At 71.3% G+C, this 26491-nt stretch carries 24 protein-coding genes; 15 read left to right on the top strand and 9 right to left on the bottom strand.

Going from position 1 to position 26491, the window contains the following annotated elements; translation table 11 throughout:
- Window positions 1-629 precede the first annotated feature (629 nt).
- The 6 genes from gap (at window position 630) to ACQEVZ_RS16810 (ending at window position 6309) form a co-directional block, all read left to right on the top strand.
- Window positions 630-1634 carry a type I glyceraldehyde-3-phosphate dehydrogenase gene (gene gap, locus ACQEVZ_RS16835; protein WP_344503013.1) on the top strand — a complete coding sequence of 335 codons (1005 nt, stop codon included), beginning with the start codon at window positions 630-632 and terminating at the stop codon, window positions 1632-1634.
- Window positions 1631-2818, top strand: a complete 1188-nt coding sequence (locus ACQEVZ_RS16830; RefSeq protein ID WP_344503012.1) for a phosphoglycerate kinase — start codon at window positions 1631-1633, stop codon at window positions 2816-2818. The genes gap and ACQEVZ_RS16830 overlap by 4 nt, the downstream gene beginning before the upstream one ends.
- A gap of 3 nt (window positions 2819-2821) precedes the next feature.
- Window positions 2822-3604, top strand: a complete 783-nt coding sequence (gene tpiA / locus ACQEVZ_RS16825; protein WP_360558129.1) for a triose-phosphate isomerase — start codon at window positions 2822-2824, stop codon at window positions 3602-3604.
- Window positions 3605-3838: 234 nt separating this feature from the next.
- Window positions 3839-5539, top strand: coding sequence for an ABC transporter substrate-binding protein (locus tag ACQEVZ_RS16820; RefSeq protein ID WP_433367363.1), 1701 nt, complete (start codon window positions 3839-3841; stop codon window positions 5537-5539).
- Between the two features lie 51 nt (window positions 5540-5590).
- Window positions 5591-5848 carry a preprotein translocase subunit SecG gene (gene secG, locus ACQEVZ_RS16815; protein WP_344503009.1) on the top strand — a complete coding sequence of 86 codons (258 nt, stop codon included), beginning with the start codon at window positions 5591-5593 and terminating at the stop codon, window positions 5846-5848.
- A gap of 122 nt (window positions 5849-5970) precedes the next feature.
- Window positions 5971-6309 (top strand): RNA polymerase-binding protein RbpA, encoded by a 339-nt coding sequence (locus tag ACQEVZ_RS16810; RefSeq protein WP_344503007.1) that lies wholly within the window; start codon window positions 5971-5973, stop codon window positions 6307-6309.
- Between the two features lie 288 nt (window positions 6310-6597).
- Here ACQEVZ_RS16810 and ACQEVZ_RS16805 read toward each other — a convergent pair whose 3' ends face one another.
- The 6 genes from ACQEVZ_RS16805 to tkt are packed head-to-tail and all read right to left on the bottom strand — an operon-like array spanning window position 6598 to window position 15135.
- The gene (locus ACQEVZ_RS16805) at window positions 6598-7494 is read right to left on the bottom strand and encodes a 6-phosphogluconolactonase (protein ID WP_433367358.1); all 897 of its coding nucleotides are present in this window, start codon (window positions 7492-7494) and stop codon (window positions 6598-6600) included.
- A complete protein-coding gene (locus ACQEVZ_RS16800) occupies window positions 7491-8516 on the bottom strand; it encodes a glucose-6-phosphate dehydrogenase assembly protein OpcA (protein ID WP_433367355.1) in 1026 nt (341 codons plus the stop codon). The genes ACQEVZ_RS16805 and ACQEVZ_RS16800 overlap by 4 nt, the downstream gene beginning before the upstream one ends.
- A gap of 22 nt (window positions 8517-8538) precedes the next feature.
- On the bottom strand, window positions 8539-10056 hold the full coding sequence (gene zwf / locus ACQEVZ_RS16795; protein WP_344503004.1) for a glucose-6-phosphate dehydrogenase: 1518 nt from the start codon (window positions 10054-10056) through the stop codon (window positions 8539-8541).
- A gap of 5 nt (window positions 10057-10061) precedes the next feature.
- Window positions 10062-11795 carry a glucose-6-phosphate isomerase gene (locus ACQEVZ_RS16790; protein ID WP_433367351.1) on the bottom strand — a complete coding sequence of 578 codons (1734 nt, stop codon included), beginning with the start codon at window positions 11793-11795 and terminating at the stop codon, window positions 10062-10064.
- Between the two features lie 56 nt (window positions 11796-11851).
- Window positions 11852-12961 (bottom strand): transaldolase, encoded by a 1110-nt coding sequence (gene tal, locus ACQEVZ_RS16785; RefSeq protein WP_433367348.1) that lies wholly within the window; start codon window positions 12959-12961, stop codon window positions 11852-11854.
- 32 nt (window positions 12962-12993) lie between these two features.
- A complete protein-coding gene (gene tkt / locus ACQEVZ_RS16780) occupies window positions 12994-15135 on the bottom strand; it encodes a transketolase (protein WP_433367345.1) in 2142 nt (713 codons plus the stop codon).
- A 451-nt stretch (window positions 15136-15586) separates the two neighbouring features.
- On the opposite strand from tkt, the gene ACQEVZ_RS16775 reads away from it, so the two are divergent.
- The 6 genes from ACQEVZ_RS16775 (at window position 15587) to ACQEVZ_RS16750 (ending at window position 20819) form a co-directional block, all read left to right on the top strand.
- Complete coding sequence (locus tag ACQEVZ_RS16775; RefSeq protein WP_433367342.1) at window positions 15587-16576, top strand: heme o synthase; 990 nt, start codon at window positions 15587-15589, stop codon at window positions 16574-16576.
- A 301-nt stretch (window positions 16577-16877) separates the two neighbouring features.
- A complete protein-coding gene (locus ACQEVZ_RS16770) occupies window positions 16878-17201 on the top strand; it encodes a hypothetical protein (protein ID WP_344502999.1) in 324 nt (107 codons plus the stop codon).
- Between the two features lie 21 nt (window positions 17202-17222).
- Entirely contained in the window at window positions 17223-18140 is a 918-nt protein-coding gene (locus tag ACQEVZ_RS16765; RefSeq protein WP_433376812.1) for an ATP-grasp domain-containing protein, read from the top strand.
- A complete protein-coding gene (locus tag ACQEVZ_RS16760; RefSeq protein ID WP_433367338.1) occupies window positions 18137-18973 on the top strand; it encodes an undecaprenyl-diphosphate phosphatase in 837 nt (278 codons plus the stop codon). Before ACQEVZ_RS16765 ends, ACQEVZ_RS16760 begins: the two co-directional genes overlap by 4 nt.
- Before the next feature lie 31 nt (window positions 18974-19004).
- On the top strand, window positions 19005-19631 hold the full coding sequence (locus ACQEVZ_RS16755; protein WP_433367335.1) for a fibronectin type III domain-containing protein: 627 nt from the start codon (window positions 19005-19007) through the stop codon (window positions 19629-19631).
- Window positions 19632-20063: 432 nt separating this feature from the next.
- Window positions 20064-20819 carry a TIGR03089 family protein gene (locus ACQEVZ_RS16750; protein ID WP_433367332.1) on the top strand — a complete coding sequence of 252 codons (756 nt, stop codon included), beginning with the start codon at window positions 20064-20066 and terminating at the stop codon, window positions 20817-20819.
- 590 nt (window positions 20820-21409) lie between these two features.
- Here the strand turns inward: ACQEVZ_RS16750 and ACQEVZ_RS16745 are convergent.
- Together ACQEVZ_RS16745 and ACQEVZ_RS16740 are read right to left on the bottom strand one after the other, a co-directional pair.
- Entirely contained in the window at window positions 21410-22567 is a 1158-nt protein-coding gene (locus ACQEVZ_RS16745; protein WP_433376810.1) for a lyase family protein, read from the bottom strand.
- 210 nt (window positions 22568-22777) lie between these two features.
- Complete coding sequence (locus ACQEVZ_RS16740) at window positions 22778-23092, bottom strand: hypothetical protein (protein WP_344502995.1); 315 nt, start codon at window positions 23090-23092, stop codon at window positions 22778-22780.
- A gap of 88 nt (window positions 23093-23180) precedes the next feature.
- On the opposite strand from ACQEVZ_RS16740, the gene ACQEVZ_RS16735 reads away from it, so the two are divergent.
- The 3 genes from ACQEVZ_RS16735 (at window position 23181) to ACQEVZ_RS16725 (ending at window position 24811) form a co-directional block, all read left to right on the top strand.
- Window positions 23181-23546 (top strand): VOC family protein, encoded by a 366-nt coding sequence (locus ACQEVZ_RS16735; RefSeq protein ID WP_433367329.1) that lies wholly within the window; start codon window positions 23181-23183, stop codon window positions 23544-23546.
- Window positions 23547-23610: 64 nt separating this feature from the next.
- Window positions 23611-24327 carry a DUF4184 family protein gene (locus tag ACQEVZ_RS16730; protein WP_433367326.1) on the top strand — a complete coding sequence of 239 codons (717 nt, stop codon included), beginning with the start codon at window positions 23611-23613 and terminating at the stop codon, window positions 24325-24327.
- The gene (locus tag ACQEVZ_RS16725) at window positions 24278-24811 is read left to right on the top strand and encodes a GNAT family N-acetyltransferase (protein ID WP_433367323.1); all 534 of its coding nucleotides are present in this window, start codon (window positions 24278-24280) and stop codon (window positions 24809-24811) included. The genes ACQEVZ_RS16730 and ACQEVZ_RS16725 overlap by 50 nt, the downstream gene beginning before the upstream one ends.
- A 94-nt stretch (window positions 24812-24905) precedes the next feature.
- On the opposite strand, the gene ACQEVZ_RS16720 is transcribed toward ACQEVZ_RS16725, so the two are convergent.
- A complete protein-coding gene (locus ACQEVZ_RS16720) occupies window positions 24906-25853 on the bottom strand; it encodes a COX15/CtaA family protein (protein ID WP_433376807.1) in 948 nt (315 codons plus the stop codon).
- Window positions 25854-26491 lie beyond the last annotated feature (638 nt).

Here is a 26491-nt window from a genome sequence, read left to right as displayed (position 1 = left end):
GGCCGGGGCGCCCCCGCGCCTCGTCGCGCCTCGTCCGGCCGAGGCCGCGACAAGCCCGCGCGGCCGCCTCGGGGTGGGACGTGTCGCGGGCTGAGCTGTGCACATTGTCCGGAGTCCCGTGTGCCCCAGCGCCACACGAACCCTTCCGGATCATGCGTGCGGTCTGTTTCATGATCCGGAAGACTTTGTGCAGCCTGGGCCGCGTGAGCTCTTCCGGATCGCGAGGGGCGGGTGGTTCCCGTGATCCGGAAGAGGTCGTGCATCGGGGCTACTCAAGGTCTTCGGATCGCCCGCCGCGGGATGCCTTGATCGCGCCCATTTCTGTCGTACCCCGGCGAGACAATGTCCCCAACGTCGACGCACGGGGCACGGGACGATCCCGCACCCCGCCGAGGGAGGGTGAAAACCGTGATCGGGCTGTGTGCTCAGACACCCCCGCGGGAGTTCGGTGCTGTGCAGGCGATAGGGTTTTCCTGTTCGGCGACGAAGCCGTCCGTATGCCGCTCTACGCGGCCGCTCCCCGCTCATGGGCCTCACCGATTAGGACCACGACCGGGCGAGCCATGATCACTCACGGGCGACCGGCATCGGCAACGGCCGGCCGCGACGAGGCGAGGAGATGTGTCGAAGTGACCATCCGGGTTGGCATCAACGGCTTCGGCCGCATCGGCCGCAACTTCTTCCGTGCGGCGCTGGCCAAGGGCGCTGACATCGAAATTGTGGGCGTCAATGACCTCACTGACAACGCGACGCTGGCGCACCTGCTCAAGTACGACAGCATCCTGGGCCGCCTGCCCTACGAGGTGAAGGCGACCTCCGACGAGATCACCGTCAACGGCAAGACGTTCAAGGCGCTCGCCGAGCGCGACCCGTCGAAGCTGCCGTGGGCCGACCTGGGCGCCGACGTCGTGATCGAGTCGACCGGCATCTTCACCGACGCCGAGAAGGCCAAGGTCCACGTCGCCGCGGGCGCGAAGAAGGTCATCATCTCGGCGCCGGCCAAGGGCGAGGACGTCACGGTCGTCCTGGGCGTCAACGAGGACAAGTACGACGCCGCGAACCACACCATCATCTCCAACGCGTCGTGCACCACGAACTGCCTCGCGCCGATGGCCAAGGTCATCAACGACACGTTCGGCATCGAGCGTGGCCTCATGACCACGATCCACGCGTACACGCAGGACCAGAACCTGCAGGACGCCCCGCACAAGGACCTGCGTCGCGCCCGCGCCGCCGCCCTGAACATCGTGCCGACCTCGACCGGTGCCGCCAAGGCGGTCTCGCTGGTCCTGCCCGAGCTCAAGGGCAAGCTGGACGGCTACGCGCTGCGTGTGCCGATCCCGACCGGCTCGGCCACCGACCTGACCGTCACCGTGGGTCGCGAGACCACGGTCGACGAGGTCAACGCCGCCATGAAGGCCGCCGCCGACGGTCCGCTCAAGGGCATCCTGACCTACACCGAGGACCCGATCGTCTCCAGCGACATCGTCACCGACCCGGCCTCGTGCATCTTCGACGCCGGCCTCACCAAGGTGATCGGCAACCAGGTCAAGGTCGTCGGCTGGTACGACAACGAGTGGGGCTACAGCAACCGCCTCGTCGACCTCGTCACGCTGGTGGGCACCGGCCTGTGAAGACGCTCGACGACCTCCTGAGCGAGGGCGTCAAGGGTCGGCGCGTGCTCCTGCGCGCCGACCTGAACGTTCCGCTCGACGGAGACAAGATCACCGACGACGGGCGCATCCGGGCGGTCCTGCCGACGCTCAACGCGCTGCGTGAGGCCGGCGCGCGGGTCACCGTGGTGTCGCACCTGGGCCGTCCGAAGGGCGAGCCCGACCCGAAGTACACGCTGCAGCCGGTCGCGAACCGGCTCGGCGAGCTGCTGGGCAAGCCGGTCGCGTTCGCCACCGACACGGTGGGGGAGTCGGCGCGGGCCGCGGTCGCCGGGCTCGGCGACGGTGACGTGGCGCTGCTGGAGAACCTGCGGTTCAACAAGGGTGAGACCAGCAAGGACGAGGCGGAGCGGGGCGGTTTCGCCGCGCAGCTCGCCGAGTTCGCCGACGTGTACGTCGACGACGCCTTCGGTGCGGTCCACCGCAAGCACGCGAGCGTGTTCGACGTGGCCGCGCTGCTTCCGCGGTACACGGGCGGCCTCGTGCAGCGCGAGCTGGACGTGCTGTCGAAGCTCACCGGCGACCCCGAGCGGCCGTATGTGGTCATCCTCGGCGGCTCGAAGGTCTCCGACAAGCTCGCCGTGATCGAGGCGCTGCTGCCGAAGGTCGACAAGCTGCTCATCGGCGGCGGCATGTGCTTCACCTTCCTCAAGGCCCAGGGCCACGAGGTCGGCAAGAGCCTGCTGCAGGACGAGATGGTCGCCACCTGCGCCGACCTGCTCGCCCGTGGTGGCGGCAAGATCGTGCTGCCGGTCGACGTGGTGACGGCGGACAAGTTCGCTGCCGACGCGAAGACCCAGGTCGTCGCCGCGGACGCGATCCCGGCCGAGGAACTCGGCCTGGACATCGGACCGGAGTCGGTGACGCTGTTCGCGCAGGCCGTCGAGTCCGCGAAGACCGTGTTCTGGAACGGGCCGATGGGCGTCTTCGAGCTGGCGCCGTTCGCGGCCGGCACGCGGGGCGTCGCCGAGGCGATCACCAAGATCGACGGCTTCAGCGTCGTCGGCGGCGGTGACTCGGCCGCGGCCGTGCGCGCGCTCGGCATCCCGGAAGACGGGTTCAGCCACATCTCGACCGGTGGTGGCGCGTCCCTGGAGTTCCTCGAGGGCAAGGCGCTGCCCGGCATCACGGCACTGGAGGCCTGAGCGATGGCAGAAGCAACCGGCCGCAGGCCGCTCATGGCCGGCAACTGGAAGATGAACCTCAACCACCTCGAGGCCATCGCCCTGGTGCAGAAGCTGGCGTTCAGCCTCAACGAGCAGCAGCTCAACGACGTCGAGGTGGTCGTGCTGCCGCCGTTCGTCGACATCCGCAGCGTGCAGACGCTGGTCGACGGCGACAAGCTGCTCATCGGCTACGGCGCTCAGGACCTGTCGCAGCACTCGTCGGGTGCGTACACGGGCGAGATCTCCGGCGCGATGCTGGCGAAGCTCGGCTGCCAGTACGTGGTCGTCGGGCACTCGGAGCGCCGCCAGTACCACGGCGAGGACGACGCGCTCGTCAACGCCAAGGTGAAGGCCGCGCTCGCGAACGGCATCGCCCCGATCCTGTGCGTCGGTGAGGGCCTGGCGGTCCGTGAGGCCGGCGAGCACGTCGGTTACACGCTCGCCCAGCTCGACGCCGGCCTCGAGAAGATCAAGACCGACGAGGTCGAGAAGATCGTCGTGGCGTACGAGCCGGTGTGGGCGATCGGGACCGGCAAGGTCGCGACGCCGCAGGACGCGCAGGAGGTCATCGGCGCGATCCGGACCCGCCTCGCGGAGAAGTACACCGGCGGCACCGCCGACCGGGTGCGCATCCTCTACGGCGGCTCGGTCAAGCACGACAACGTGGCGTCGATCATCGAGCAGCCCGACATCGACGGCGCGCTCGTCGGTGGCGCCAGCATCGATGCGGAGGGTTTTGTCCGCATCTGCCGCCTCGGCAAGTAACCAGCTCAGAACGCAGCGTCGCGCGGTCCGGACCCGGGCCGCGCGACGCTGTTTTGTATCCCACCCCCGGTTCCGCCCGGCATGAACGCCGCCTAAAGTGGCCTGGTCCGCAGCCCCGACACCGGGTTGCCGGACACGCTCGCGCACAGCGCGGGCAGCCCCGCGCCGGACGCGGGAGCAACAGCCAGGGCCGCCCGCCACGAACGGGCCGACCATGACGAGTGGGGACCGAGCATGCTCGCTAAGCGTTTCGTCGCGTCGTTGGCCGGCCTGTCGCTGCTCGCGACCGCGGCCTGCAGCGACGCCGGCGCCGAGAACCGCCCGCAGCCGCCGAAGACCGGCGGGACCCTCCGCGTCGTCGTCAGCGCCATGCCGGCCCACCTGGACCCGCAGCGCATCGCGACCGCGACCGAGGCCAACATCAGCCGCCTCACCACCCGGACGCTCACCACGTTCCGCTCCGAGCCCGGCGAGGCCGCCAGCGAGATCGTCGGTGACCTCGCCACCGACGCCGGCCGCCCCAGCGAGGGCAACCGTGTATGGGACTTCCAGCTCAGGGATGAGCTCCGCTGGGAGGACGGCACCCCGATCACCTGCGCCGACGTGAAGTACGGCGTGGAGCGCAGCTTCTCGAGCCTGTTCTCGGTCGCCCAGCCGTACCCGAAGACGTACCTCGCGGGCACCGAGAGCTACGCGGGCCCGTTCGTCGGCGGCAACAACAACGGCAAGGGCCTGCAGTCCGTGCAGTGCGTCGACAACCGCAACATCAAGTTCACGCTGTCCCAGCCGGTCGGCGACTTCGGCTACACCGCGGCGATGTCGGTGTTCGCGCCGGTCCAGGCCAAGCAGGACACCAAGGGCGAGTACGACAAGAAGCCGTTCTCCAACGGCCCGTACAAGCTGCAGGAGAACACCGACCAGCAGCTCGTGTACATCCGCAACCAGTACTGGGACCGCAAGACCGACAGCGTCCGCAAGGCGTACCCGGACAAGATCATCATCCAGGCGAACGGTGACCTGCCGACCGTCACGTCGAACCTGATCCAGAGCGAGGGCGACTGGGCCGAGACGATCGACCTGGACAAGAACGTCGCGCCGAACTTCGTGCAGCAGGTCGTCAACGACTCCGGCCTGTCCGCACGGGCCGTGCAGGGCAGCTACGGCGGCATCCGGTACCTGTCGGTCAACACCAAGCGCATCCCCGAGCTGGACTGCCGGCGGGCGCTGGTCTTCGCCTTCAACAAGCGGAAGTTTCGCGCGGCGATGGGCGGCTCCGTCTTCGGCGACTACGCCAACACGATGATCGCCCCGCAGCTGAAGGCCCACAAGGACTTCGACCTGTACGACAGCACCGCCAACGTCGAGGGCAAGCCGGACGTGGCGTTGAAGCTGATGGACGACCAGCGGAACAAGGGCAAGCCGTGCGCCGCGACGCTCACCCTTGCGATCCCGGAGCAGAAGGACATCCGCCGCCTGGCCACGACGATGGTCGAGACGTACCAGCAGATCGGCATCCAGCTCAAGGTCAACGGCATCGACCCGGAGACGTACTTCGACGTCATCGGCAACCCGGCCAACACCAACGACCTGCTCTGGGCCGGCTGGATCCCCGACTGGGCCAACGGCTCCGCGGTCATCCCGCCCCTGTTCGACGGCCGCCTCATCCCCACCAAGGCCAACGCGACCAACAACCAGAACTACGCCCTGCTCAACGACGCCGAGATCAACAACGACATCACGGCGGCGCTGGAGGAGTCGGTGCCGGAGCGCCAGTTCCTCCTCTGGGGCGAGCTCGACGAGAAGATCGCGAGCAGGGCCGCCGCGATCCCGATCATCTACATGAAGGCGCTGCGCATGTCCGGCACGAAGGTCCGGGGCGGATTCATCCACCCGCAGTTCGGCCAGCCCGACCTGTGTGCCCTGGGCCTCGCGTAATCCAGTAAGCTTCGGCGGTAGCTTTCCGCCCACCGAGAGGACGACCGCGCCATGACGGCGTTCGCCTACACCCTGATCGTGCTGCTCATCATCACGAGCGTGCTGCTCACCATGCTCGTGCTGCTGCACCGCGGCAAGGGCGGTGGCCTGTCGAGCATGTTCGGCGGCGGCGTCTCGTCCAGCCTCGCCGGCTCGTCGGTCGCCGAGAAGAACCTCGACCGCTACACGCTGCTGGTCGGCATCATCTGGTTCGCCTGCATCGTTGGTCTTGGCCTCTGGCTGAAAATTGTTCAAAACGGTGGTGCCTGAGCACGCTCCGCGTTCTAGACTCATGCGCGCGGTCCGTTTGACGGGCCGCGCGCAGGTGTTTTTCGCCCACACTCCTGCCTCCGCACGACGTCGCACCCCCCGACGAACAGGAGCGAGCAGCCGTGGCAGCTGGTAACGCCATCCGCGGGACCCGAGTAGGTTCCGGCCCCATGCGTTGGGCCGAGCGCGGTGAGCAGGCGGCCCGTCGCAGCGTCACCTACTGGTGTGCCAACGGTCACATGACCGAGCCCGCCTTCGCCGCCGAGATCACGCCCCCGGCCACCTGGGACTGCCCCCGGTGCGGGCTTCCCGCCGGCCAGGACGAGCAGGCGCCGCCGGAGCGACCGCGCGCCGAGCCGTACAAGACCCACCTGGCCTACGTGAAGGAGCGCCGCTCCGACGAGGACGGCGAGGCCATCCTGGCCGAGGCCCTGGCCCGCCTCCGCCAGCGCCGCGCCTGACAAACCCCGGCCCGAGCCACGTTGCCGTCGTGCCGATGGCGTACGCCATGATCCGGAGCCTATGGCGACGAGAACTCTTCCGGATCATGAGCAGGGCGCCCCAGTCGCGGTGCTGTCCGCTGTGATCCGGAAGAGTTTGTGCTGTTGGGGCGACGCAAAGTCTTCCGGATCACGAGAGTCGGCGGGCTGAGCCACGTTGCTGTCGTGCCGGTGGTGTACGCCGTGATCCGGAAGACTTGTTGCGCCTATGGCAGCAAGAACTCTTCCGGATCATGAGGAAGGCGGGCGTCAGGCGGGGAGGGAAGCGGCGGCGGCGCGGTCCAGGAGCCAGAGGGTCCGGTGTTCGCCGCGGACGCGGGCGGCGGGGAGGGCGGCCGGTGTGGCCGTGTGGGCCTCGCGGACCGCGTCGGCCTTGCCGTCGCCCGCGGCGATCAGCCAGACCTCGGCGGCGGTGTTGATGGCCGGGAGGGTCAGCGTCACGCGTACCGGTGGCGGCTTCGGGCTGTCGTGCACCGAGGCGGTCGTGCCGGTCTCGTCGATGACCGGGTGGCCGGGGAACACCGACGCCACGTGGCCGTCCTCGCCGACGCCGAGCAGCACCACGTCGAACCGCGGCAGCCCGGCGGCGCCACCCGACTCAGCGGCCCCCGCAGGCTCGATCGACCCGACGGCGGCGGCGTCAACGGCGGCCATACCGGCCGCCGCGAGTCCGGGTGCGCCCGCGGCAGCCGCGGCCGCGCCCGCCGCTCCGAGGCCCGCCGCACCGCCGCCGACAACGCCACCGGAAGCGCCGGCGGAGGCGGCGAGTTCGCGGGCGTAGGACGCCGCCGCGGCGGGGGCGTCGTCGCCGAGCGGGCCGTCGGAGGCGGGCATCGGGTGGACGCGGGCCGGGTCGACCGGCAGCCCGTCCAGCAGCGCCGCCCTGGCCTGGGTCTCGTTGCGGTCGGGGTCGCCGGACGGCAGGAACCGCTCGTCGCCCCACCAGAAGTCGACCCGCGACCAGTCGACGGCGTCGCGGGCCGGGTTGGCGAGGACCGCGGCGTAGATCTGCGCGGCGATCCGGCCGCCGGTGAGGACGAGGGACGCGAAGCCCCGCTCCGCCTGCGCGTCCGTGAGCCGGACGATCAGGCGGGCGGCGGTCGCCTCGGCCAGCAGTTTCGGGTCATCGTGAATGACGACGGTCATGAAGCGACGGACTCCAGGGACGAGGGGGACGAGGGCGTAGCGGCCTCCGGGCGCTCGGCGAGCGCCGGGTCCTTCCAGATGTGCACCCGCGGCGCCCCGCGCTCGTCGAGGTGCTGCTTGCCGGTGGCGGCGGCGAGCGCGGCCGCGTACGGCTGGTCGGGGTCGAGGCGGCGCAGCTCCTCGGCCAGTTCCTCGCCGAGCGGGCGCCGGCTCAGCGGCAGGATCCGGTCGGGCTGGCCGGTGCGCTGGAGGGTGGCGATGCCCGCGTTCAGGTCGCGGATGAGGTTCATGCTGCTGCCGTCGGCGAGTTCCAGGTTCACCGCCTCCATGATCTTGCCGGAGCCGGGCTTGCGGGTCGGGTGGACGCCGAGGCGGGCCTCGAGCCAGCCGCCGAGCAGCGGCGCCGTGGGGTCGAGGTCGGGGGCGATGATCTCGACGGACCTGACGCCGACCCGGGTCGCGTCGAAGGCGCCGGCGAGCAGCGTGCGCCACGGGGTGATCCGCGACCAGGCCAGGTCGGTGTCGCCGGGCACGTAGTCCTCGGCGCGGATGCGCAGCGCGTCCACCGGGTCGGGTGCCTGGGCGCTGTCGGTGATGCGGCGGTCCGCGACGACGCCCAGCGGGTCGTACGCGATCCGCTCCGGCGGCATGCACTGCCACCAGGTCACCACCGGCACGTCAGGGGCGAGCAGCGGCATGACGACCGACTCGGCGTGCAGCGCGAGGCGGCCCTGCATGCGCATGACGACGGCCTCGCACGGTCCGAGCCGCCCGCCGACGACGATCTCCGCGTCGAGGCGGGACCGCTGCTGGGTGACGTCGGCGCGCACGATGATGAGCAGCCGGCACGGGTGCGCGGACGCGGCGATGGTCGCGGCGGCCTCCGCCTCCCGGACCTGCCGCTCGTCGACGACGGCGACGAGGGTGAGGGCGAGGCCGCTGGTGAGCCCGCCGGCGCTGCGCCGCTCGTTCGCCAGGGCCTTCACGACCTCGATGCCGGTGGTGTCCCAAAGTCCGATCATGACCAGTCCCCTTCGAAGAAACCTAGGCCCGGCGCCAGGCGCGGCCCTCGCGGGCCAGCATCTCGTCGGCTGCTCGCGGCCCCCACTCGCCGGCGCGGTACGGCTCGGGCGTCGAGCCCTTCCACGCCTCCTCCAGGGGGTCGATGACGTTCCAGCTCGCCTCGACCTCGGCCGAGTCGGGGAACAGGGTCTTGTCGCCGACGAGGACGTCGAGGATGAGCCGCTCATAGGCTTCAGGCGAAGCGTCGGTGAACGCCTCGCCGTACTGGAAGTCCATCGCGATGTCGCGGACCTCCATGGTCGTGCCGGGCACCTTCGAGCCGAACTTCAGCATCACGCCCTCGTCGGGCTGCACCCGGATGACCAACTGGTTGTGGCCGAGCATCTCCACGTCGGCCTGGTGGAACGGCAGGTGGGGCGCCTTCTTGAACGAGATCGCGAGCTCCGTGACGCGGCGCGGCATGCGCTTGCCGGCGCGGATGTAGAACGGGACTCCGGCCCAGCGGCGGTTCTGGACGCCGAGGCGGATCGCCACGTACGTCTCCGTCTTCGACTCCGCGGGGACGTCCTTCTCCTCCAGGTAGCCGGGGACGCGTTCGCCGGCTACCCAGCCGGTGAGGTACTGCCCGCGGACCGTGTTGGTGAACACGTCGGTCGGCACGGTGATCGCGTTGAGCACCTTGAGCTTCTCGGTGCGGATCGCGGTCGCGTCGAACGCCGTCGGCTCCTCCATCGCGACCAGCGCGAGCAGCTGCATCAGGTGGTTCTGTACGACGTCGCGGGCGGTGCCGACGGTGTCGTAGAACCCGGCGCGGGTGCCGATGCCGACGTCCTCGGCCATCGTGATCTGCACCGAGTCGACGTAGTTGGAGTTCCACACCGGCTCGAACAGGTTGTTGGCGAAGCGCAGCGCCAGGATGTTCTGGACGGTTTCCTTGCCCAGGTAGTGGTCGATACGGAACACGTCCTGCGCGGTGAACGCGTCGTCGACGAGGTCGTTGAGCTGCCGCGCCGACACCAGGTCGTAGCCGAACGGCTTCTCCACCACGACGCGGCGCCAGCCGCCGGACTTCGCGTTGTCGGACATGCCGGTGCGCTCGAGCTGCTTGAGCACGACCGGGAACGCCGACGGCGGGATCGACAGGTAGAACGCCGCGTTGCCGGGGATGCCGGACTCGTCGTGCAGGTCGTCGAGGGTCTGCGCCAGGTGGTCGAACGCCGCGTCGTCCTCGAACGAGCCGGGCACGAACTTGATGTTGCCGGCGAGGCGCGACCACACCTCCTCCCGCCACGTGGTGCGGGCGCCGTTCTGCGCGGCCTTGCGGGCGAGGTCCTCGAAGTCGCCGTCGCCCCAGTCGCGCCGGGCGAAGCCGAGCACCGCGAAGCTCGGCGGCAGCAGACCCCGGTTGGCCAGGTCGTACACGGCCGGGATGAGCTTCTTGCGGGCAAGGTCACCGGTGACGCCGAAGATGACCAGCGCGCACGGCTCGGGGATCCGAGGCAGTCGCCGGTCCTGCGGGTCCCGCAAGGGATTGGTCATCACACTCACCCTCCGAGGGCGGCCAACAGTTGGTCGATACCGGATTTCCGGTCGGTCAGGTGCAGTCGCAGCAGCGGCCGGCCCCGCTCCAGCAGGACCTGCCGGTCGTCGGCGGCCTCCGCGGCCTGCAGCTCGCCGAACGTGTAGGGGCGTCCCGGGACAGCCAGGTCCCTCGGGACGGCGCCGGTGATCTGGATGACGTTGGCCGCTGATGTACGGCTGGATCCACCGACGCCCGTCGCGGCCTGGACGGACTCGTCGTCCCGGGCGAAGCGGACGGCGCCGCCCCAAGCGAGGTGGACGGCCCGGTCGACCCGGCCGGCGAGTCCGGTCCGCACCCCCAGCGCGGCGGCGTCGGCGGTCCGGTCGAGGTGCGCCAGCACGGTGAGGGCCGCCCCGGGCGGGACCGACCGTGCGAACTCGTCGATCGCCCCGATCAACGTCGTCGCGGTCACGGCTCCGTGAACCTCCACGGCGCCTTCGACGAACGCCGGCACCTGCGGCGGCACCCCGGTGTCGAGCACCCGCAGCACCCCTTCGTGTGACGACGGATCATCACCACCGTGCCCGCCACCGCCGGACGCCAAACCGCCGGCGGGTGTGGAACCGGCCGCGCCGAAGCCGGCGGGGGAGGAGCGGGCCGGCTCGGCGTCCGCCTGCGCGGTGCCGATCAGCCCGGCGATCGTGAGGGCCTGCTCCCAGACGAGCAGCTGCACGCCGAGCGGCCCGTTGACGGCCAGGTCGGGGTTGATCCCTCCGCCGGGCATGACGCCGGGCACGAGCGGCCCGCCCGTGGTCACGCTGAGGACGTCGGGTCCTTCGTGCCCCCAGCTGCTCGGCGTCTCGAGGACGACCGGCACGGCCCGGGCGCCGGCACCGTCGAGCAGCGCGGCGACCCATTCGCCGAGCCCCACGAGCCCGCTGCCGTCGGCGGCCAGGGCGATCTTGTCCCGCCCCGCGGCGACGGCGGCCGCGAGCGCGGCCCCCAGCGCGACCGCGGGATGCGCGAACCCGGCGTCCCCGGCGGACGCCGACGCTTCCGGCGCACCGGACGGCACCGTGAACCCGGACGGGGGAGAGAACCCCGCCGACGGCAGGGAGAAGCCGGCGGCCGAGGTGCGGCGGGGCGGCTCGGCCAGGGCGAACGCCTGCTCGACGAGCTCGTTGATGTCGGCGCCGGCCAGACCAGCCGGCACCAGGGAGTACGCGGACAGCGGGCCAGGCTGCGCGAGGAACAGCTGCGCGCCCATCTCCAGCGCCGTCGTCGCGAGCGGCGACCCGGGCCGGGTGACGAACACGAACCGCCGCCCGAGGTCCTGGATCCCCTGGTCCTCGAACGCCTGCAGGAACGCCCGGCGGTGGCTGTCGACGGCCAGGGAGACGGAGATCGGCGACGCCGCGGTGAGCACGACCACGGTGCGGCGCAGCGAGCCGGCGACGGCGGCGGCGATGCCGCCGGGGTCGGTGCCGGTCAGGACGGTCAGCGGCACGCCGAGCGTCCGGGCGATCGCGTCGGCGGCGCGGGCCGGCGCCCCGTCACCGGCGAGGACGACGCGGTCCAGGTCCAGGGCCCGCAGCTCCGTGCGGAGCATGGTGACCCTGGGGACCACGTCGTAGTCGGGGGACCAGTCGAGCGGGGAGCGTGGTAGGGCGCGGGTGTCGATCGCACCGGCGACGGCTGCGGCGCCGAACACCGTGAGTCCGGCCGCAGCGGTGACATCGTCGAGAAGATCAGGCACCCGCACCCCCCAAGAGACGGCCGGCCCAGATGGCCAGCCTACTGAAATCGCGTGCCCTACTTGCCCGCTTCGAGGGCCGTCCGGACGGTCTCGATCATCTCGTTGCCGGAGACCGAGAACTTCTCGACGCCCTCGCGCTCCAGGACCTGCACGACGTCGTCGTAGTCGATGCCGATCGCGGCGAGGTCGTCCATGACCTGCTGGGCCTCCGCGTAGGAGCCGGTGATCGCGTCGAGGCGGACCTCGCCGTGGTCGGCGAACGCGTGGATGACGGCCTCCGGCATGGTGTTGACCGTGCCGGGCGCGACGAGCTCCTCGACGTAGATGACGTCGCGGTACTCGGGGTTCTTCGTCGAGGTGGACGCCCACAGCGGCCGCTGCGGGTGTGCGCCCGCGTCGGCGAGGGCCTGCCAGCGCTCGGAGGAGAACAGCTCCTCGTACTTCTTGTAGGCGAGCTTCGCGTTGGCGATGGCGGCCTTGCCCTTGAGCGCCTTCGCCTCGTCGGAGCCGATCTTGTCGAGCCGCTTGTCGTACTCCGTGTCGACGCGCGACACGAAGAACGACGCGACCGAGCCGATCTTCGCGAGGTCGTGACCGTTGGCCTTCGCCTGCTCGAGGCCGGCGAAGAACGCGTTCATGACCGCCTCGTAGCGCTCCAGGGAGAAGATCAGCGTCACGTTGACGCTGATGCCCTCGGCGAGCACGGCGGTGATCGCCGGCAGGCCTTCCTCGGTCGCGGGGATCTTGATGAACAGGTTGTCGCGGTCGACGAGCCACCACAGCGCCTTCGCCTCGGCGACGGTGCGGGCGGTGTCGGCGGCGAGGCCCGGGTCGACCTCGATCGACACCCGGCCGTCGATGCCCTTGCTGGCGTCGGCGGCGGGCTTCATGACGTCGCAGGCCCAGCGCACGTCAAACGTCATGAGCGCGCGCATCGCCTCGTTGACCTGCGCGTCGCGCAGGGCGAGGTCCTTGACCTGGTCGGCGTAGTCCTCGGCGGAGGTCAGCGCCTTCGCGAAGATGGTGGGGTTGGTGGTGACTCCCACGACGTGCTGCTCGCGGCGAAGCTTGTCGAGGCCGCCGCCGCTCAGTCTGGCGCGGGAGAGGTCGTCGAGCCAGACCGCCACACCTGCGGCGGAGAGCTCGGCCAGCCGATCGGAACTCATCGCAGTGCTCCTCTAACTCAGATGCCGATGTCTCAGTTGCCCGTGGTGGTGCCGGTGATCTCGCCGACCTTGGCGAGCGAGGCGTGCGCGGCCGCGACGACCTTGTCGGTGGTGAAGCCGAACTGCTCGAAGAGCACCGTGTGCGGGGCGCTCGCGCCGTAGTGCTCGATGCTCACGGCCACGCCGTGGTCGCCGATGATGTGCTGCCACGACATGGCGATGCCGGCCTCGACGCTGACCCGCGCCTTGACCCCGCTCGGCAGGACCTGCTGGCGGTACGCCAGGTCCTGCTCCATGAACCACTCCTGGCAGGGCATCGACACGACGCGGGTCGGGGTGCCCTCCGCCTCGAGCCGGCGCTGCGCGGCGACGGCGAGCTGGACCTCGGAGCCGGTGGCCACGATGATCACCTGCGGCTGGCCGTCGGAGGCGTCCTTGAGGATGTAGCCGCCCTTGGCGGTGCCCTCGGCCGGCGCGTACTCGTCGCGGTCCAGGGTCGGCAGGTTCTGCCGGCTGAGGGCCAGCGCGACCGGGTGGTCGGTGACCTCCAGCGCCCGGCGCCACGCCCACGCGGTCTCGTTGGCGTCGGCGGGGCGGACCACGGCCAGGCCGGGGATCGCGCGCAGCGCCGTCAGGTGCTCGACCGGCTGGTGCGTCGGGCCGTCCTCGCCGAGGCCGATCGAGTCGTGCGTCCACACGTACACGACCGGGAGCTTCATGATGGCCGCGAGGCGCACCGCGGGCCGCATGTAGTCGGAGAAGACGAGGAACGTGCCGCCGTAGGGCCGGGTCGGGCCGTGCAGCTTGATGCCGTTGAGGATCGAGCCCATGCCGTGCTCGCGGATGCCGAAGTGCAGCGTGCGGCCGTACTCGTTGCCGGGGAACGCCTTCGTGGCGAACTCGGCGGGCACGAAGGACGGCTCGCCCTCCATCGTGGTGTTGTTGCTCTCGGCGAGGTCGGCGGAGCCGCCCCACAGCTCGGGCAGCACCGGGGCGAGCGCGCCGAGCACGTCGCCGGACGCCTTGCGGGTCGCCATGCCCTTCTCGCTGGCCGGGAACTCCGGCAGCGACTTCTCCCAGCCCTCGGGCAGCTGGCCGGCGAAGAGGCGGTCGAGCAGCTCGGCGCGCTCACCGGCGGACTCCCGCCACGCCTCGAAGCCCTTGTCCCACTCGGAGTGCAGCTCGCGGCCGCGCTCGATGGCGCCGCGGGCGTGCGCGAGGACGTCGTCGGCCACCTCGAACGTCAGCGCCGGGTCGAAGCCCAGGACCTGCTTGGTCGCCGCGACCTCGTCGGCGCCGAGCGCCGAGCCGTGGATCTTGCCGGTGTTCTGCTTCTTCGGGGCGGGCCAGCCGATGATGGTGCGCAGCGCGATGAACGACGGGCGGCCCGTCTCGGCCTTCGCGGCCTGGATCGCGTCCCACAGCGCCTGCACGTCCTCGGCGTAGACACCGTCGCCGGCGTCGTGACCGGCGCGCCAGTCGACGGTCTGCACGTGGAAGCCATACGCCTCGTACCGCGCGGCGACGTCCTCGCTCTTGGCGACCTTGGTGTCGTCCTCGATCGAGATCTCGTTGTCGTCGTAGATGACGACGAGGTTGCCGAGCTTCTGGTGGCCGGCGAGCGCGCTGGCCTCGTGCGTGACGCCCTCTTCGATGTCACCGTCGGAGCACAGCACGTAGACGTGGTGGTCGAACAGGCTGTCGCCGGTCGCCGGCTCCGGGTCGAAGAGGCCGCGCTCGCGGCGGGCCGCCATCGCCATGCCGACGGCGTTGCCGAGGCCCTGGCCGAGCGGGCCGGTGGTGGTCTCCACACCGGCGGTGTGCCCGTGCTCGGGGTGGCCCGGGGTGAGCGAGCCCCACTGCCGCAGCGACCGGAGGTCGTCGAGACTCAGCCCGTAGCCGGCGAGGTACAGCTGGATGTACAGCGTCAGGCTCGAATGCCCGCAGGAGAGCACGAAGCGGTCGCGGCCGAGCCAGTTGGGGTCGGTCGGGTCGTGCCGCATGACCTTCTGGAACAGCATGTAAGCCGCGGGTGCCAGGCTCATCGCGGTGCCGGGGTGGCCGTTGCCGGCCTTCTCGACGGCGTCCATGGCGAGGACGCGCACCGTGTCGACCGCCCGACGGTCGACGTCGGACCAGGAAAGCTCGGGACCCTTGACCTCTTCAGCGCTCACGGCTGTGCTGCTCCTGTCGAACGAGGGTTTTGTCAGCGGTGTTGCGGGGGCTCTTTTCAGAACGACCCTACCCACGAATGGGTAGGCCCACGCGCAGTCGACCATGTTTCGGACATCGGCGACACTGCCTGCGGCAACGGTAGTCGATGCCCGTCGCGACGTTCACCGGCACGCGACTGCGCGGATGCGCGGAACCGGCGCCAAACCTGGATCGATTCAGCCCTGCGCGAAACTTTTGCTGCGACGGTACAGGCGGCCGCCGCGACGGAGGCGACCGCCGATGTGGTGGGGTCCCGCTCTGGCCTGCGTTGATCCTGTTCTAGGATGCGAGTGCCCGCCGGTCTCGGCGGGACCCTCGGTCTCGCCCTGCCGCCACGCGCCGTCATCCGGCCGCGGCCCCAAGGCAGGCGGTCCCAGGTGCGGCCGATGCCGGGAAGGTGGCAATCCAGACGTGACGCAGCTCGTCGACCGTGCGGTCTCCCAGAGCGCGTCCGAGCCGGTCCGCCCCACGACGGCAGCGGCACTGGCCCGGGCACAGCAGCAGCAGCAGGCGGCCGGCCGCCGCGCCGGCTTCGGCGCCGTGGTCAAGGCATACGTGTCACTGACGAAGCCGCGCATCGTCGAGCTGCTGCTCATCACGACGGTCCCGGCAATGCTCCTCGCGGAGCGCGGCCTGCCGTCGCTGTGGCTGATCGCCGTGGTGCTGGTCGGCGGTTCCCTGGCGGCCGGCGCGGCCAACGCGCTGAACTGCTACATCGACCGCGACATCGACCCGCTGATGAAGCGCACGTCACGCCGTCCGCTCGCCACGCACAGCATCACCCCGCGGGCCGTGCTGATCTTCGGGCTGATCCTGGCCGCGCTGTCCACGGTGCTGATGGCGACGTTCACCAACCTGCTCGCCACGCTGCTCACCGTCGGCGCGATCGCCTACTACGACCTCGTCTACACGATGTGGCTGAAGCGCACCACGCCGCAGAACACGGTGTGGGGCGGCGCGTGCGGCGCGGCGCCGGTGCTGATCGGCTGGGCCGCGGTCACCGGCGGCCTGGCCTGGCCGGCCTGGGTCATGTTCGCCGTGGTCTTCCTGTGGCAGCCGCCGCACTTCTACGCGCTCGCCATCAAGTTCAAGGACGACTACGCCCGCGCCGGCATCCCGATGCTGCCCGTCGTGGCGAGCATGCGGCGCGTCGGCCTGGAGACGGTCGTCTACAGCTGGCTGACCGTGGCCGCCTCGGTGGCGCTGTGGCCGTTCGGGATGACACCCGTCTACGGCGTCGTCGCGGTCGTCGTCGGCGCGCTGCTGCTGCTGGAGGCGCACCGCCTCGACGGCCGGGCCCGCCGCGGCGAGCCGCTGAAGCCGATGCGGCTGTTCCACTGGTCGGTCACGTATCTCACGCTGTTGTGCGTGGCGATCGGAGTAGACGTCTTCATCCAGTGATCTGGTTGCCGCCGGTGCCGTATCGATACCATCCGGGGGACCCCGGAGGCGCCGCCAAATGTCGAACTTGAGCCGGTCTTGACCTGGAAACGCCCGAATTTTTGGCACAACGCGCCCCAGGGGTCGTGACGTGATGCATGTCTCTCGTTTGCCCCCGGATCCGGGCGCCTGAATATCCGCTTTTAGCTGGTTCTGTCGGGGCAAAACGAACGCCTGGTGAACTAAACCTGTCAGTAACTACGATCACATCAGACCGTCAGTTCACTCCCGAGCGGCGGGTTACCCCTTTAGTGTGGCCGTCATGGCAGATGGTTCCGATACGACGATGACCCTGAGCCGCCCGGTGCCGGGCAGCCTGATCTCCGGCATCAAGTCCTTCGCGGACGACCACGGCGGCGCCAAGGCAGTCATCGAGTACGTCGGCCGGCGCGGTGCCCGCATCGTGCTCGTCGGGGAGGACGGCGTCTGGGGCGACCAGATGGCGGAAGGCACCGACATCGCGCGCTCCGCCTGCGCGCAGGCCGGAGTCAAGATCGAGAATGCCTGGGAGCGCGAGCTGCTCGAGCAGATGCGGCCCAGCAACGACCTCTGGCGCTCCATGGGGCGGCGTGTCCTTTCCCGCTAGGGTCGGTATCTTCGCTCCGTGATCATCGAACAGTCATATTCCGCGACCCGGGCCGGTGCCCGGGTCGCTCTCGTTACCTGCGCCAAACTGCCCGACCTCGACGAGGACGACCAGAGCCTCGTCCCGGCCCTCGCCGCCGCCGGCGTCACCGCCGTCCCCACCGTCTGGGACGACCCGGCCGTCGACTGGCCGTCCTACGACCTCGCCGTCGTGCGCAACACCTGGGACTACCCGGCCCGGCGGGCGGAGTTCACCGCGTGGGCCGCGTCCGTGCCCCGCCTCGCCAACCCGGCCGACGTCATCGCGTGGAACACCGACAAGCGGTACCTCCGCGAACTCCACGACAAAGGCATCCCCATCGTCCCGACGCGGTGGCTCGACCCCGGCGACCCGATCGAGCTCGACGACATCGCCGGAACGTCCGCCGCCGAGATCGTGGTGAAGCCGGCCGTCAGCGTCGGCAGCGTCGACACCGGCCGCTACCGGCTGCCCGAGCAGGCCGACCTCGCCGCCGCGCACGTGCGGCGCCTGCACGACGCCGGACGGCTCGTCATGATCCAGCCGTACCTCGCCGACGTCGACACCGCCGGCGAGACCGCCCTGCTGTTCATCGCCGGCGCCTACAGCCACGCGATCCGCAAGGGCCCCATCCTCACCGGCCCCGACGTGGGCGTCGAGACGCTGTACCAGGAGGAGTCCATCACCCCGAGGACACCGTCACCGGCGGAACGCGACCTCGCCGAACGGGTCCTCGCGGCGCTGCCCTTCGACCGGACCGGCCTGCTCTACGCCCGCGTCGACCTGCTGCCGACCCCGTCCGGCGACCCGGTCGTCATCGAGGTCGAGCTCACCGAGCCGTCGCTGTTCCTGACCACCGCCGAAGGCGCCCCCGACCGGCTCGCCCGGGCCATCGCCGAGCGTCTGACCGGCCGCTCGTGAACATCTTCGAAGCGATCCTCCTCGGCTTCGTCGAAGGCCTGACCGAGTTCCTGCCGATCTCCAGCACCGGCCACCTCACGATCCTGGAGAAGCTCCTCGGCTACTCGATCGACGACCCCGACATCACCGCGTTCACCGCGATCATCCAGACCGGCGCCGTCCTCGCGACCGCCATCTACCTGCGGCGCGACATCGCCCGGATCGTCCCCGCGTTCTTCCGCGGCCTGTTCGACAAGACCCGGCGCGACAACCTCGACTACCGCTTCGGCTGGTCGGTGATCCTCGGCTCCATCCCGGTCGGGATCGTCGGCCTGCTCTTCAAGGACCAGGTCGAGACGACCCTGCGCAGCCTCTGGTTCGTCGGCGGCGCGCTCATCGCCTTCTCCGGCGTCATGTGGTTCGCCGACCGCGCCGCCACCCAGCAACGCCACGAGACCGACGTCACGTGGAAGGACACGCTCATCATCGGCACCGCGCAGGCCCTCGCCCTCATCCCCGGCGTCTCCCGCTCCGGCGCGACGATGTCCGCGGGCCTGCTGCGCGACTTCGACCGGGTCACCGTCACCCGGCTGTCGTTCTTCCTGTCCATCCCCGCGCTGCTCGCCGCCGGCGCCCTGCAGATCGCCGACGAGCACGACAACATCGCCAACGGCGTCGGCTGGCCCGCCACGATCACCGCGACCCTCGTCAGCGGCGCCGTCGGCTACCTGGCCGTCGCATGGCTGCTGAAGTTCGTGGCGCGGCACACGTACACCATCTTCATCGTGTACCGCGTCGTGCTCGGCGTCCTCCTGCTCGTCCTCGTCGGCACCGGCACGATCGAGGCGACCTAAGCTTCCCGCCCGGGCCGCCGATGAACACCTTGTGAAACGGCGGCTCGGCGCGGCTCTTGTCCTGGCCTCGGCACTGCTCTCCGGGGTGGCCGGCTGCTCCGTGCTGCCCGGCCTCGGCGGTACCGGCGCCGGCAACACCAACAAGAAGCAGGGCGGCAAGGTGCTGGACCTGCCGCAGAAGACCGTCTACTCGAAGGGCGACGCGGTCGACCCGTCGGCCGGCCTGACCACCGGCGCCCCCGTCCGCGGTCCCCTCGCGTCGATCTCGCCACTGCCCAGGGTCAGCCGCAGCTACCCGACCCCGAGCATGAGCCCGACCGACTGCACCGGCGTCGTGCGCCCCGGCGTCATCAACGGCGTCGAGGTGGTCCCCGGCACCGCCTCCGCCACCGTCAGCTGGTGGAACATCGGCGACCCGTCCATCGTCTCCTACCAGCTGACCGCCATGTCCCAGGAGCTGCTCATCGGCCCGCAGCCCGGCTGGACCTGGCAGACCGTCCCGCCCGGCAAAGGCTGCACACGGGTCACGACCACGGTCACGGGCCTGATCTCGCAGACCCCGTACGTCTTCGTCGTCCACGCCGTCCTGAAGAAGTACGAGTCCCTCCCACCGACCGCCCCCGAAGTGGCCCGATCCGAGGCCGTCACCATGCTGTGATCCCCCCCCACCGCTGTGCTTCCGCCCCACCGCTGCCGCGGCGGGTCCCGGCGGGGATTCTCACCCGCACCCCAATGCGCCGCTCCGCGGCGCACTGCCCGCGCCGAGGCGCGAGGCAGGGCAAGCGGCGCATGCGCGCCGCATCCGGTGGCCACCGCTCCCGTGGCCCCGAAGGGCTTCGGTAGCCCTGCGGCCAGTCGCGGGGATGCTCATCGGAGTGCGGTGCAGGTGCGGGCGCGCACCGGACCCGGACGGCTCCCGCTGCCCCCGCGGCGGCGTTGGCCGACGTCCGCCAAGCGGCTTCTGCGCCATCGACATCGCGGTCTCGGCCGCCTGTGGTAGGAGTGGACCGCGCAAACCCGTCCAGCGCGCCGACGCTGTGGCCGCCGCTCCGAGGCCGGCACTGTGCTCGGACGGGGCTATGGTGTCTCTGTGCTTCCCGAGCTGCTCCCGCCGGCGGGCGTTGCCGGCGCCGACGTGCCGCTGCTCGTCCACTACGAGGCCGACGGCCGGCGCACCGCTCTCACCGCGGCGCAGCTCGGCGGCTGGGCCGCCCGCACCGCAGGCCTGCTGCACGACTGCGGGCTGGGCCCCGGCAGCCGCGCCGCCGCCCTGCTCCCGCCGCACTGGCGCACCGCGGCCGCCCTGCTGGGCGCCTGGTCCCTCGGCGTCACGGTCTCCTTCCACCTGGCCGCGACCGCCGGCCTGCCCGACGTGGGCCCCGACGCGGGCGTGCCGTTCGACGTGGTGTTCGCCGCCCGCGACCGGCTCGGCTCCTGGCTGGAGTCCGTCCCCGACGCCCCGCACCGCTTCGTCTTCGGCACCCCAGCGGCCGGCCCGGCCAGTGGGGACCCACGCGACGTGCTCGGCTACCGCGACTTCGACGCCGCCGTCGCCGCGTACCCGGCGTCCACCCCGGCCCCGGCCCTGATCCGCCCGGGCGCCGCGGCGAGCGGCGACGGCACCACGTACGGCCAGTGGGGCAGCATCGCCCGCGAGCTCGCCGACCGGCAGGACCTCCGCCCCGGCGACCGCGTCGTCGTCGACACCAGCGAGCACGAGCACCCGGTGAAGTGGCTCCTCGCCCCGCTGTCGATCGGCGCCTCGATCATCCTCTGCCCCGGCCCGTCCCACCTCTCCACCATCACCGCCGCCGAGTCCGCCACCCGCGTCTTCGGCACGCTGTAGTTCCCTGCACCGCTTCGCGGCGGCGCCCTTCTCACCCGCACCCCGCTGCACCCCACCCCACCGCGCCGCGGCGCACGGCCGCGCATACCGCGCCGACGGGGATCGCGCCTGCGCGCCGCATCCCGGTAGCCGCGCTGCATCCCGTAGCCGCATCCCGTAGCCGCGTGCTGCATCCCGGCAGCCACGCGTCGAATCCCGGGTAGCTGCGCGCCGCGTCCCGTAGCCGCGCGTCGGACGCCTTCCGACCCTCCGCGACAGAGCCGGCTGGGATGATCGCGGCTGCGCGCCGCGTCCGTAGCTGCGCCGCGTCCGTAGCTGCGCCGCGTCCGTAGCCGCGCCGCGTCCGTAGCTGCGCTGCGTCCGTAGCTGCGCTGCATCCCGTAGTTGCGCGTCGCATTCCGTAGCCGTGCGCCGGGCGCCTTCCGGCTCCCGCGACAGACGTTGGTCAATGCCCCTGAATGTGGCTTTTGCGTCATCGACGGTGCGCGATCAACCTACAAGATGATCTCTGAATTGGGGTGGATCGCGCACCGTCTATCCGAGGGGCGCGGCGCGGTGTGGCGGGTCGTGTGGGCGGCGGGCGGAAGCCGCTAAGGGGACTTCGTGTGTGCCTGGAGGGCGCGGTCCACCAGTACACCGGCGGCGTCGGCGGCATCGTCGGCCGTCCCGGACGCGGTGGTGGCGCGGGCCAGGTTGGCGCGCATGACGTCGGGGTGCACGAGGAGCCGCTCCAGGGCCGCACGCAGCCACGACGCGGCCGAGCCGGTGCAGACGAGCAGCTCGCGCAGGGGGCGCCACTCGGCGTGCCAGGCGCCGGCGGCGCGTTCGTGCTCGTGGGCCATCGCGGCGAGGAGGTCGGCGACGAGGCCGGGCGCGGACGCGGCGCTGCCGAGGGCGCAGACGGCGGCGACCGGCTTGCGATCATGCGGCGCCGCCGACGGGCCGGCGGCGACGGAGGCCTCGTCGACCTCGTCCTGCGCCATCAGCGTCAGGTCGCGGGCGATCTTCGCGACGGTCCCGGCGGCACCGCCGAGAGCACCGGCCAGCTCGGCGACGCGGGTGCGTTCGGTGTGCCAGGGCACGACGGGCTCGGCGAGGCCGAGGAGCGTGGCGAGGGACTCGACGACGTCCGGCCCGTCGTCGCCGAACGGGGCGAGGGTCCCGGCCGCGCCGCCGAACTGCACCGCGAGGCGCTCCCGCCGCACCTGTTCGAGCCGGCGACGGGCGGCGTCGAGGCCGGTGAGCCAGCCGGCGGCCTTCAGGCCGAACGTGGTCGGCACGGCCTGGCGCAGCAGCGTACGGCCGACCATGCGGGTGTCGCGGTGCTCGCGGGCGAGGCGGGCGGCCTGGTCGGCGCAGGCGGCGAGGTCGGCGAGCAGCGGCCGCAGCGCCTGCGCGGCGACGAGCATGCCGGCGGTGTCGAGGATGTCCTGGCTGGTGGCGCCGAGGTGCACGGACGGCCCGGCGGGACCGGCGAGCGCCCGCAACCGCTCGACCAGCGGCACGACGGGGTTGCCGCTGGCGGCGGCGCGGGCACCGAGGTCGGCGGCGTCGAAGTGCTCGGGCCGGGCGCAGCTGGCGATCGCGTCGGCGTCGGCCTGGGGGATGAGCCCGCTGAACGCCTGCACCTGGGCGAGCGTCGCCTCCACCTGCAGCATCGCGGTCAGCCACGCGTCGTCGCCGACGGCGGTCGCGACCTCGCCGCGGGCCAGGACGCCGTCGAACAGGGCGGAGGAGGACGGTTTCATGCTCACCTTGGTGGACTCTATCGAGCAGGCCGGGGGCGCAGACCTACATCGTGGGCTTTCGCAACGCGGCCGGTGCGCCCGTGTGGGGCCCGGGTCGTGGCGGCGGGCAGATCTCGCCGGCGCACCACCCGGGCCGCGGCACGCGTCACCGGCCTCCGTGCCGGCCACACCAGCATCCGGCCCCCGGATCGCGGACCGGGGGCGGACGCTCTAAAGGAAGTCGGTGAACCCTGGACGGAAGCGGTCGTCGGGCTTGCCGAACGTCGTGAACACCAGCCCGCCGCGCGGCTCCACCCCGGGCAGATGCTCTGTCATGCGCTGCTGCTCAACGACGCATGCCAATGCCTCTTGCAAGTCCGACTCGAGTTGGTGGACCGCCTCTTCGAGGTCCTCTTCCTTGCGCGACCAGTCGATATCGGCCTCGCGAAGCTGCTGACCGGCCAGTTTGGCGATCACGTCGGGGTCGTTGACCGCGACTTCCAGGCGGCAGTAGATCTGCATGATGAGCGGTTCTGGTTGCCCCATTGCAGAATCGTTACACAGGGAGATCCCTTTACAAAGAAAGTGCAGATGAATTTACAGCCCGGCAATAGATGGGGCTAAGGTCTTGCGGATGGTGTCATTTCTCCGCAACGTTGCTTTCGACTGCGCCGACCCGTACGCGCTCGCGACCTTCTGGGCTGACGTCATCGGCCACCCCGTCCACCCCGGCTGCTCGCCGGGCGACGCCGAGGTCGTCATCGAGCCGGAGGGCGGACCGAGGTGGTACTTCCAGGCGGTACCAGAGCCGAAAACGCTGAAGAACCGCGTGCACGTGTGCCTCCGGCCCGGCGACCGGGACCGCGACGCCGAGATCGACCGGCTGCTCGCGCTCGGCGCGACCCTCGCCGACGACCGCCGCGAACCCGACGGCACAGGCTGGGCGGTCCTGCAGGACCCGGCGGGCAACGAGTTCTGCATGACCCGTCCACAGTCGTGAAGATCGTGTGGAACTGCGGTGCAGGCCCACCGGATCCGGGCGCCGGTGCGGCAGGGTCGGCGGTGTGCCATCGACCCTGCCGACCCACCCGCTGGCGGTCCTGCCCCTGAAGCTGTGGCGGCCGCGCTGGTTCGACGGCGTAGCGCTCGCCGTCGGCGCCACCGCACCCGACATCGCGTACGCGCTCGGCGACGCCGTCACCATCCGCAGCCACACGGTCGCCGCCGCCTTCTGGTGGGGGCTGCCCGTCACCGTGTTCACCGCGTGGCTGATCCGCCTCGGCGCCCCCGTCGTCGCGGCGCACCTTCCCGGGTCGCTGCCGGAGTTCGGCGTGCTGGGGCGGGTCAGGCACCGGTGGTGGGTCACCGCGACCTCGGCGCTGCTCGGCGACGCCAGCCACCTGCTGTGGGACCTGGTCACCCACCCGCAGCCCGAGGTCATCGCGTCGTGGCGCCTGGTGCGCGACGTCAGCGACTACGCCGCGCTGCTCCTGCTGCCGTTGTTCATCTGGTACGTCCAACGCCGCCATCTGGTCAGGGAATGGCACGGGGCCGCACCGGTCGTGGCGCGGCGGCCGTGGCTGTTCTGGTCGTGCGCCGTCGAAACGTTCGCGGCCTGCGCGTTCGTCGTCGGCAACCTGCACTACGGCGGCCCGCACGTCTTCGTCGTCCGGCTGATCGTATCGGCGGTGATCGCTCTGCTCGCGGCCTGTCTGGCACTACACTTCGTGCGTGCTCCTGGAGACAGACCGGTTGCTGCTGCGGCGCTTCCACAGCGGTGACGCCGCCGCCCTCGCCGTCTACCGTTCGGACCCGGACGTGGCCCGGTACCAGTCCTGGGACGCGCCCTATCCGCTCGGCGACGCCCTCGCCTTCGTCGCGGAGACCGCCCGCCTGGACCCCGAGCGGGAAGGCTGGTTCCAGTACGCCGTCGAGGGCCGCGACAACGGCCTGCTCCTCGGCGACGTGGGCGTCAACCGCGGCGACGGCGGCCGGCAGGCGGAGATCGGCTTCACGTTCGCGCCCGCGTTCCAGGGCCAGGGCTACGCCACCGAGGCGGTCGGGCGGGTCGTCCGGCACCTCCTGGTCGAGGAGGGCCTGCACCGCGTGCATGCGGTGCTGGACGCCCGCAACGAGCGGTCGGCCCGGTTGCTGGAGCGGCTCGGTTTCCGCCGGGAGGGGCTGCTCGTGCGGGCCAGCTACTGGAAGGGCGAGTGGACCGACGACCTGCTGTACGCCGTCCTCGCCGCCGAGTGGCAGGCGTAGCCCTTCACACGGTGCTGCCCTTTTGCGCGGTGCCGCCCTTCACATGGTGCTGCCGCTTACGCGGTGCTGGCCGCAGGGTGGGCGGCGTAGGCGTTTACGCGGTGCTCGCGTCGGGCTGTGCGTCGAGGACCAGCTGATCCTCGGTGGCCGCGCCGCCGGCCGGCGCGCGACCGGGTGACACCGCCAGCAGCAACCCCAGCGTCGCCGTCCAGACCAGGCAGGCGCCCAGCATGTGGAGCAAAACGACCGGCCAGGGCAATCCCGTAAAATATTGGACAAAACCAACAATTCCCTGCCCCAGCTCGACGGCGAGCAGCAGGGCGGCGGCCCGGGTGACCCGCAGCGGCGCCCCCAGCGCGCGCAGGCCGAACCACAGCGCGATCGTGAGCCCGACCAGGACAAAAACCGCATCCCCGTGCAATTGCGACACCGTCGCGGGGTCGAACCCGGTCCGCGCCGCCTTCGTGTCGCCGGAGTGCGGCCCGCTGCCCGTCACGACCGTCCCGAGCACCAGCACCACCGCCGAAACCGCCGTGATCACGATCCCGGCGCTCCTGATCGCCCGCGGCGCGGTCCACCGCGGCGGCACATCACGCGTGCGGTGCCAGAACACGTACGCCAGCGCGATCAACAGCATCGACGCCAGGAAGTGCGCCATCACGGTCCACGGGTTGAGCGCCATCCGCACGGTGATCCCGCCCAGCACCCCCTGGAACGCGATCCCCGCCATCATCCACACCCCCGCGGCGAGCAGCCCCGGCACCCGCTGCCGCTGCCGCCATGCCGCCGCGAGCGCGACGACGGCGATGAGCCCGAGCACGAACGTCAGCGTCCGGTTGCCGAACTCGATGATCCCGTGATGCCCCATCGCCTGGGTCGTCACGTACGACTCCTCGGTGCACCGCGGCCACGTCGGGCAGCCGAGCCCCGACCCGGTCAGCCGGACCAGCCCGCCCGTGCACACGATCCCGATATTCGCCACCAGCGACGCGAGCGCCGCCCGTCGCAGCACCACCGGCCGATCGAGCAGCGACAACACCATCCCCAACACCCGGCCGATACTACGCGCGGCTACATATCACCCCCGCCGCGGTCCGCCCACACCTCTGCCCGCCACTTCCGCCCCGCCAGCGGCGCCCCACCACCGACGCCCCGGTCGCCGTCCGTCCCGACGCCACCGAGGACGCCCCGTCACCGTCTCGCCACCACCGAGGACGCCCCGTCACCGTCTCGCCACCGCCGACACCGACGCCCCGTCGCCGTCTCGCCACCGCCGACACCGACGCCCCGTCGCCGTCCGTCCCGACGCCACCGAGCCTGCCGCCACCGTCTGCGACCCTCCGCAGCCGGCCCAGCTGTCGGCGTGCTTGTCTGGCCGTCCACGCTCGTCCCGCCGCCCAAGTGCTGGTCCCGTCCATGCTCCCGTCTCGCCGGACACGTGCTGGTTCCGCCCGCGTGCTCGTCCGGTCGCCTGAGTGCTGGTCTGGGCCGTTGGCGTGCTCGTCCCCGTTCACGTGCTGGTCCCGTCGTCCCGCGTGCCGCCACTCCCAGTCCCGGTCCGCCGCTGCCGCCCGTCCCCGCTGGTCGGGCTGCTCAACGGGTCCGGGTCGGAGGGTTTTCCCGGCCCAGCGGTGCCGTGTCCGAGCGTGATCTTGCTACCGCGCGCGGGTGTGCGGATGG

The sequence above is a fragment of the Dactylosporangium sp. CA-152071 genome (genome assembly GCF_050936335.1).
GTDB classification, from domain to species: domain Bacteria; phylum Actinomycetota; class Actinomycetes; order Mycobacteriales; family Micromonosporaceae; genus Dactylosporangium; species Dactylosporangium maewongense.
This window is presented reverse-complemented; position numbering and strand designations above follow the sequence as displayed.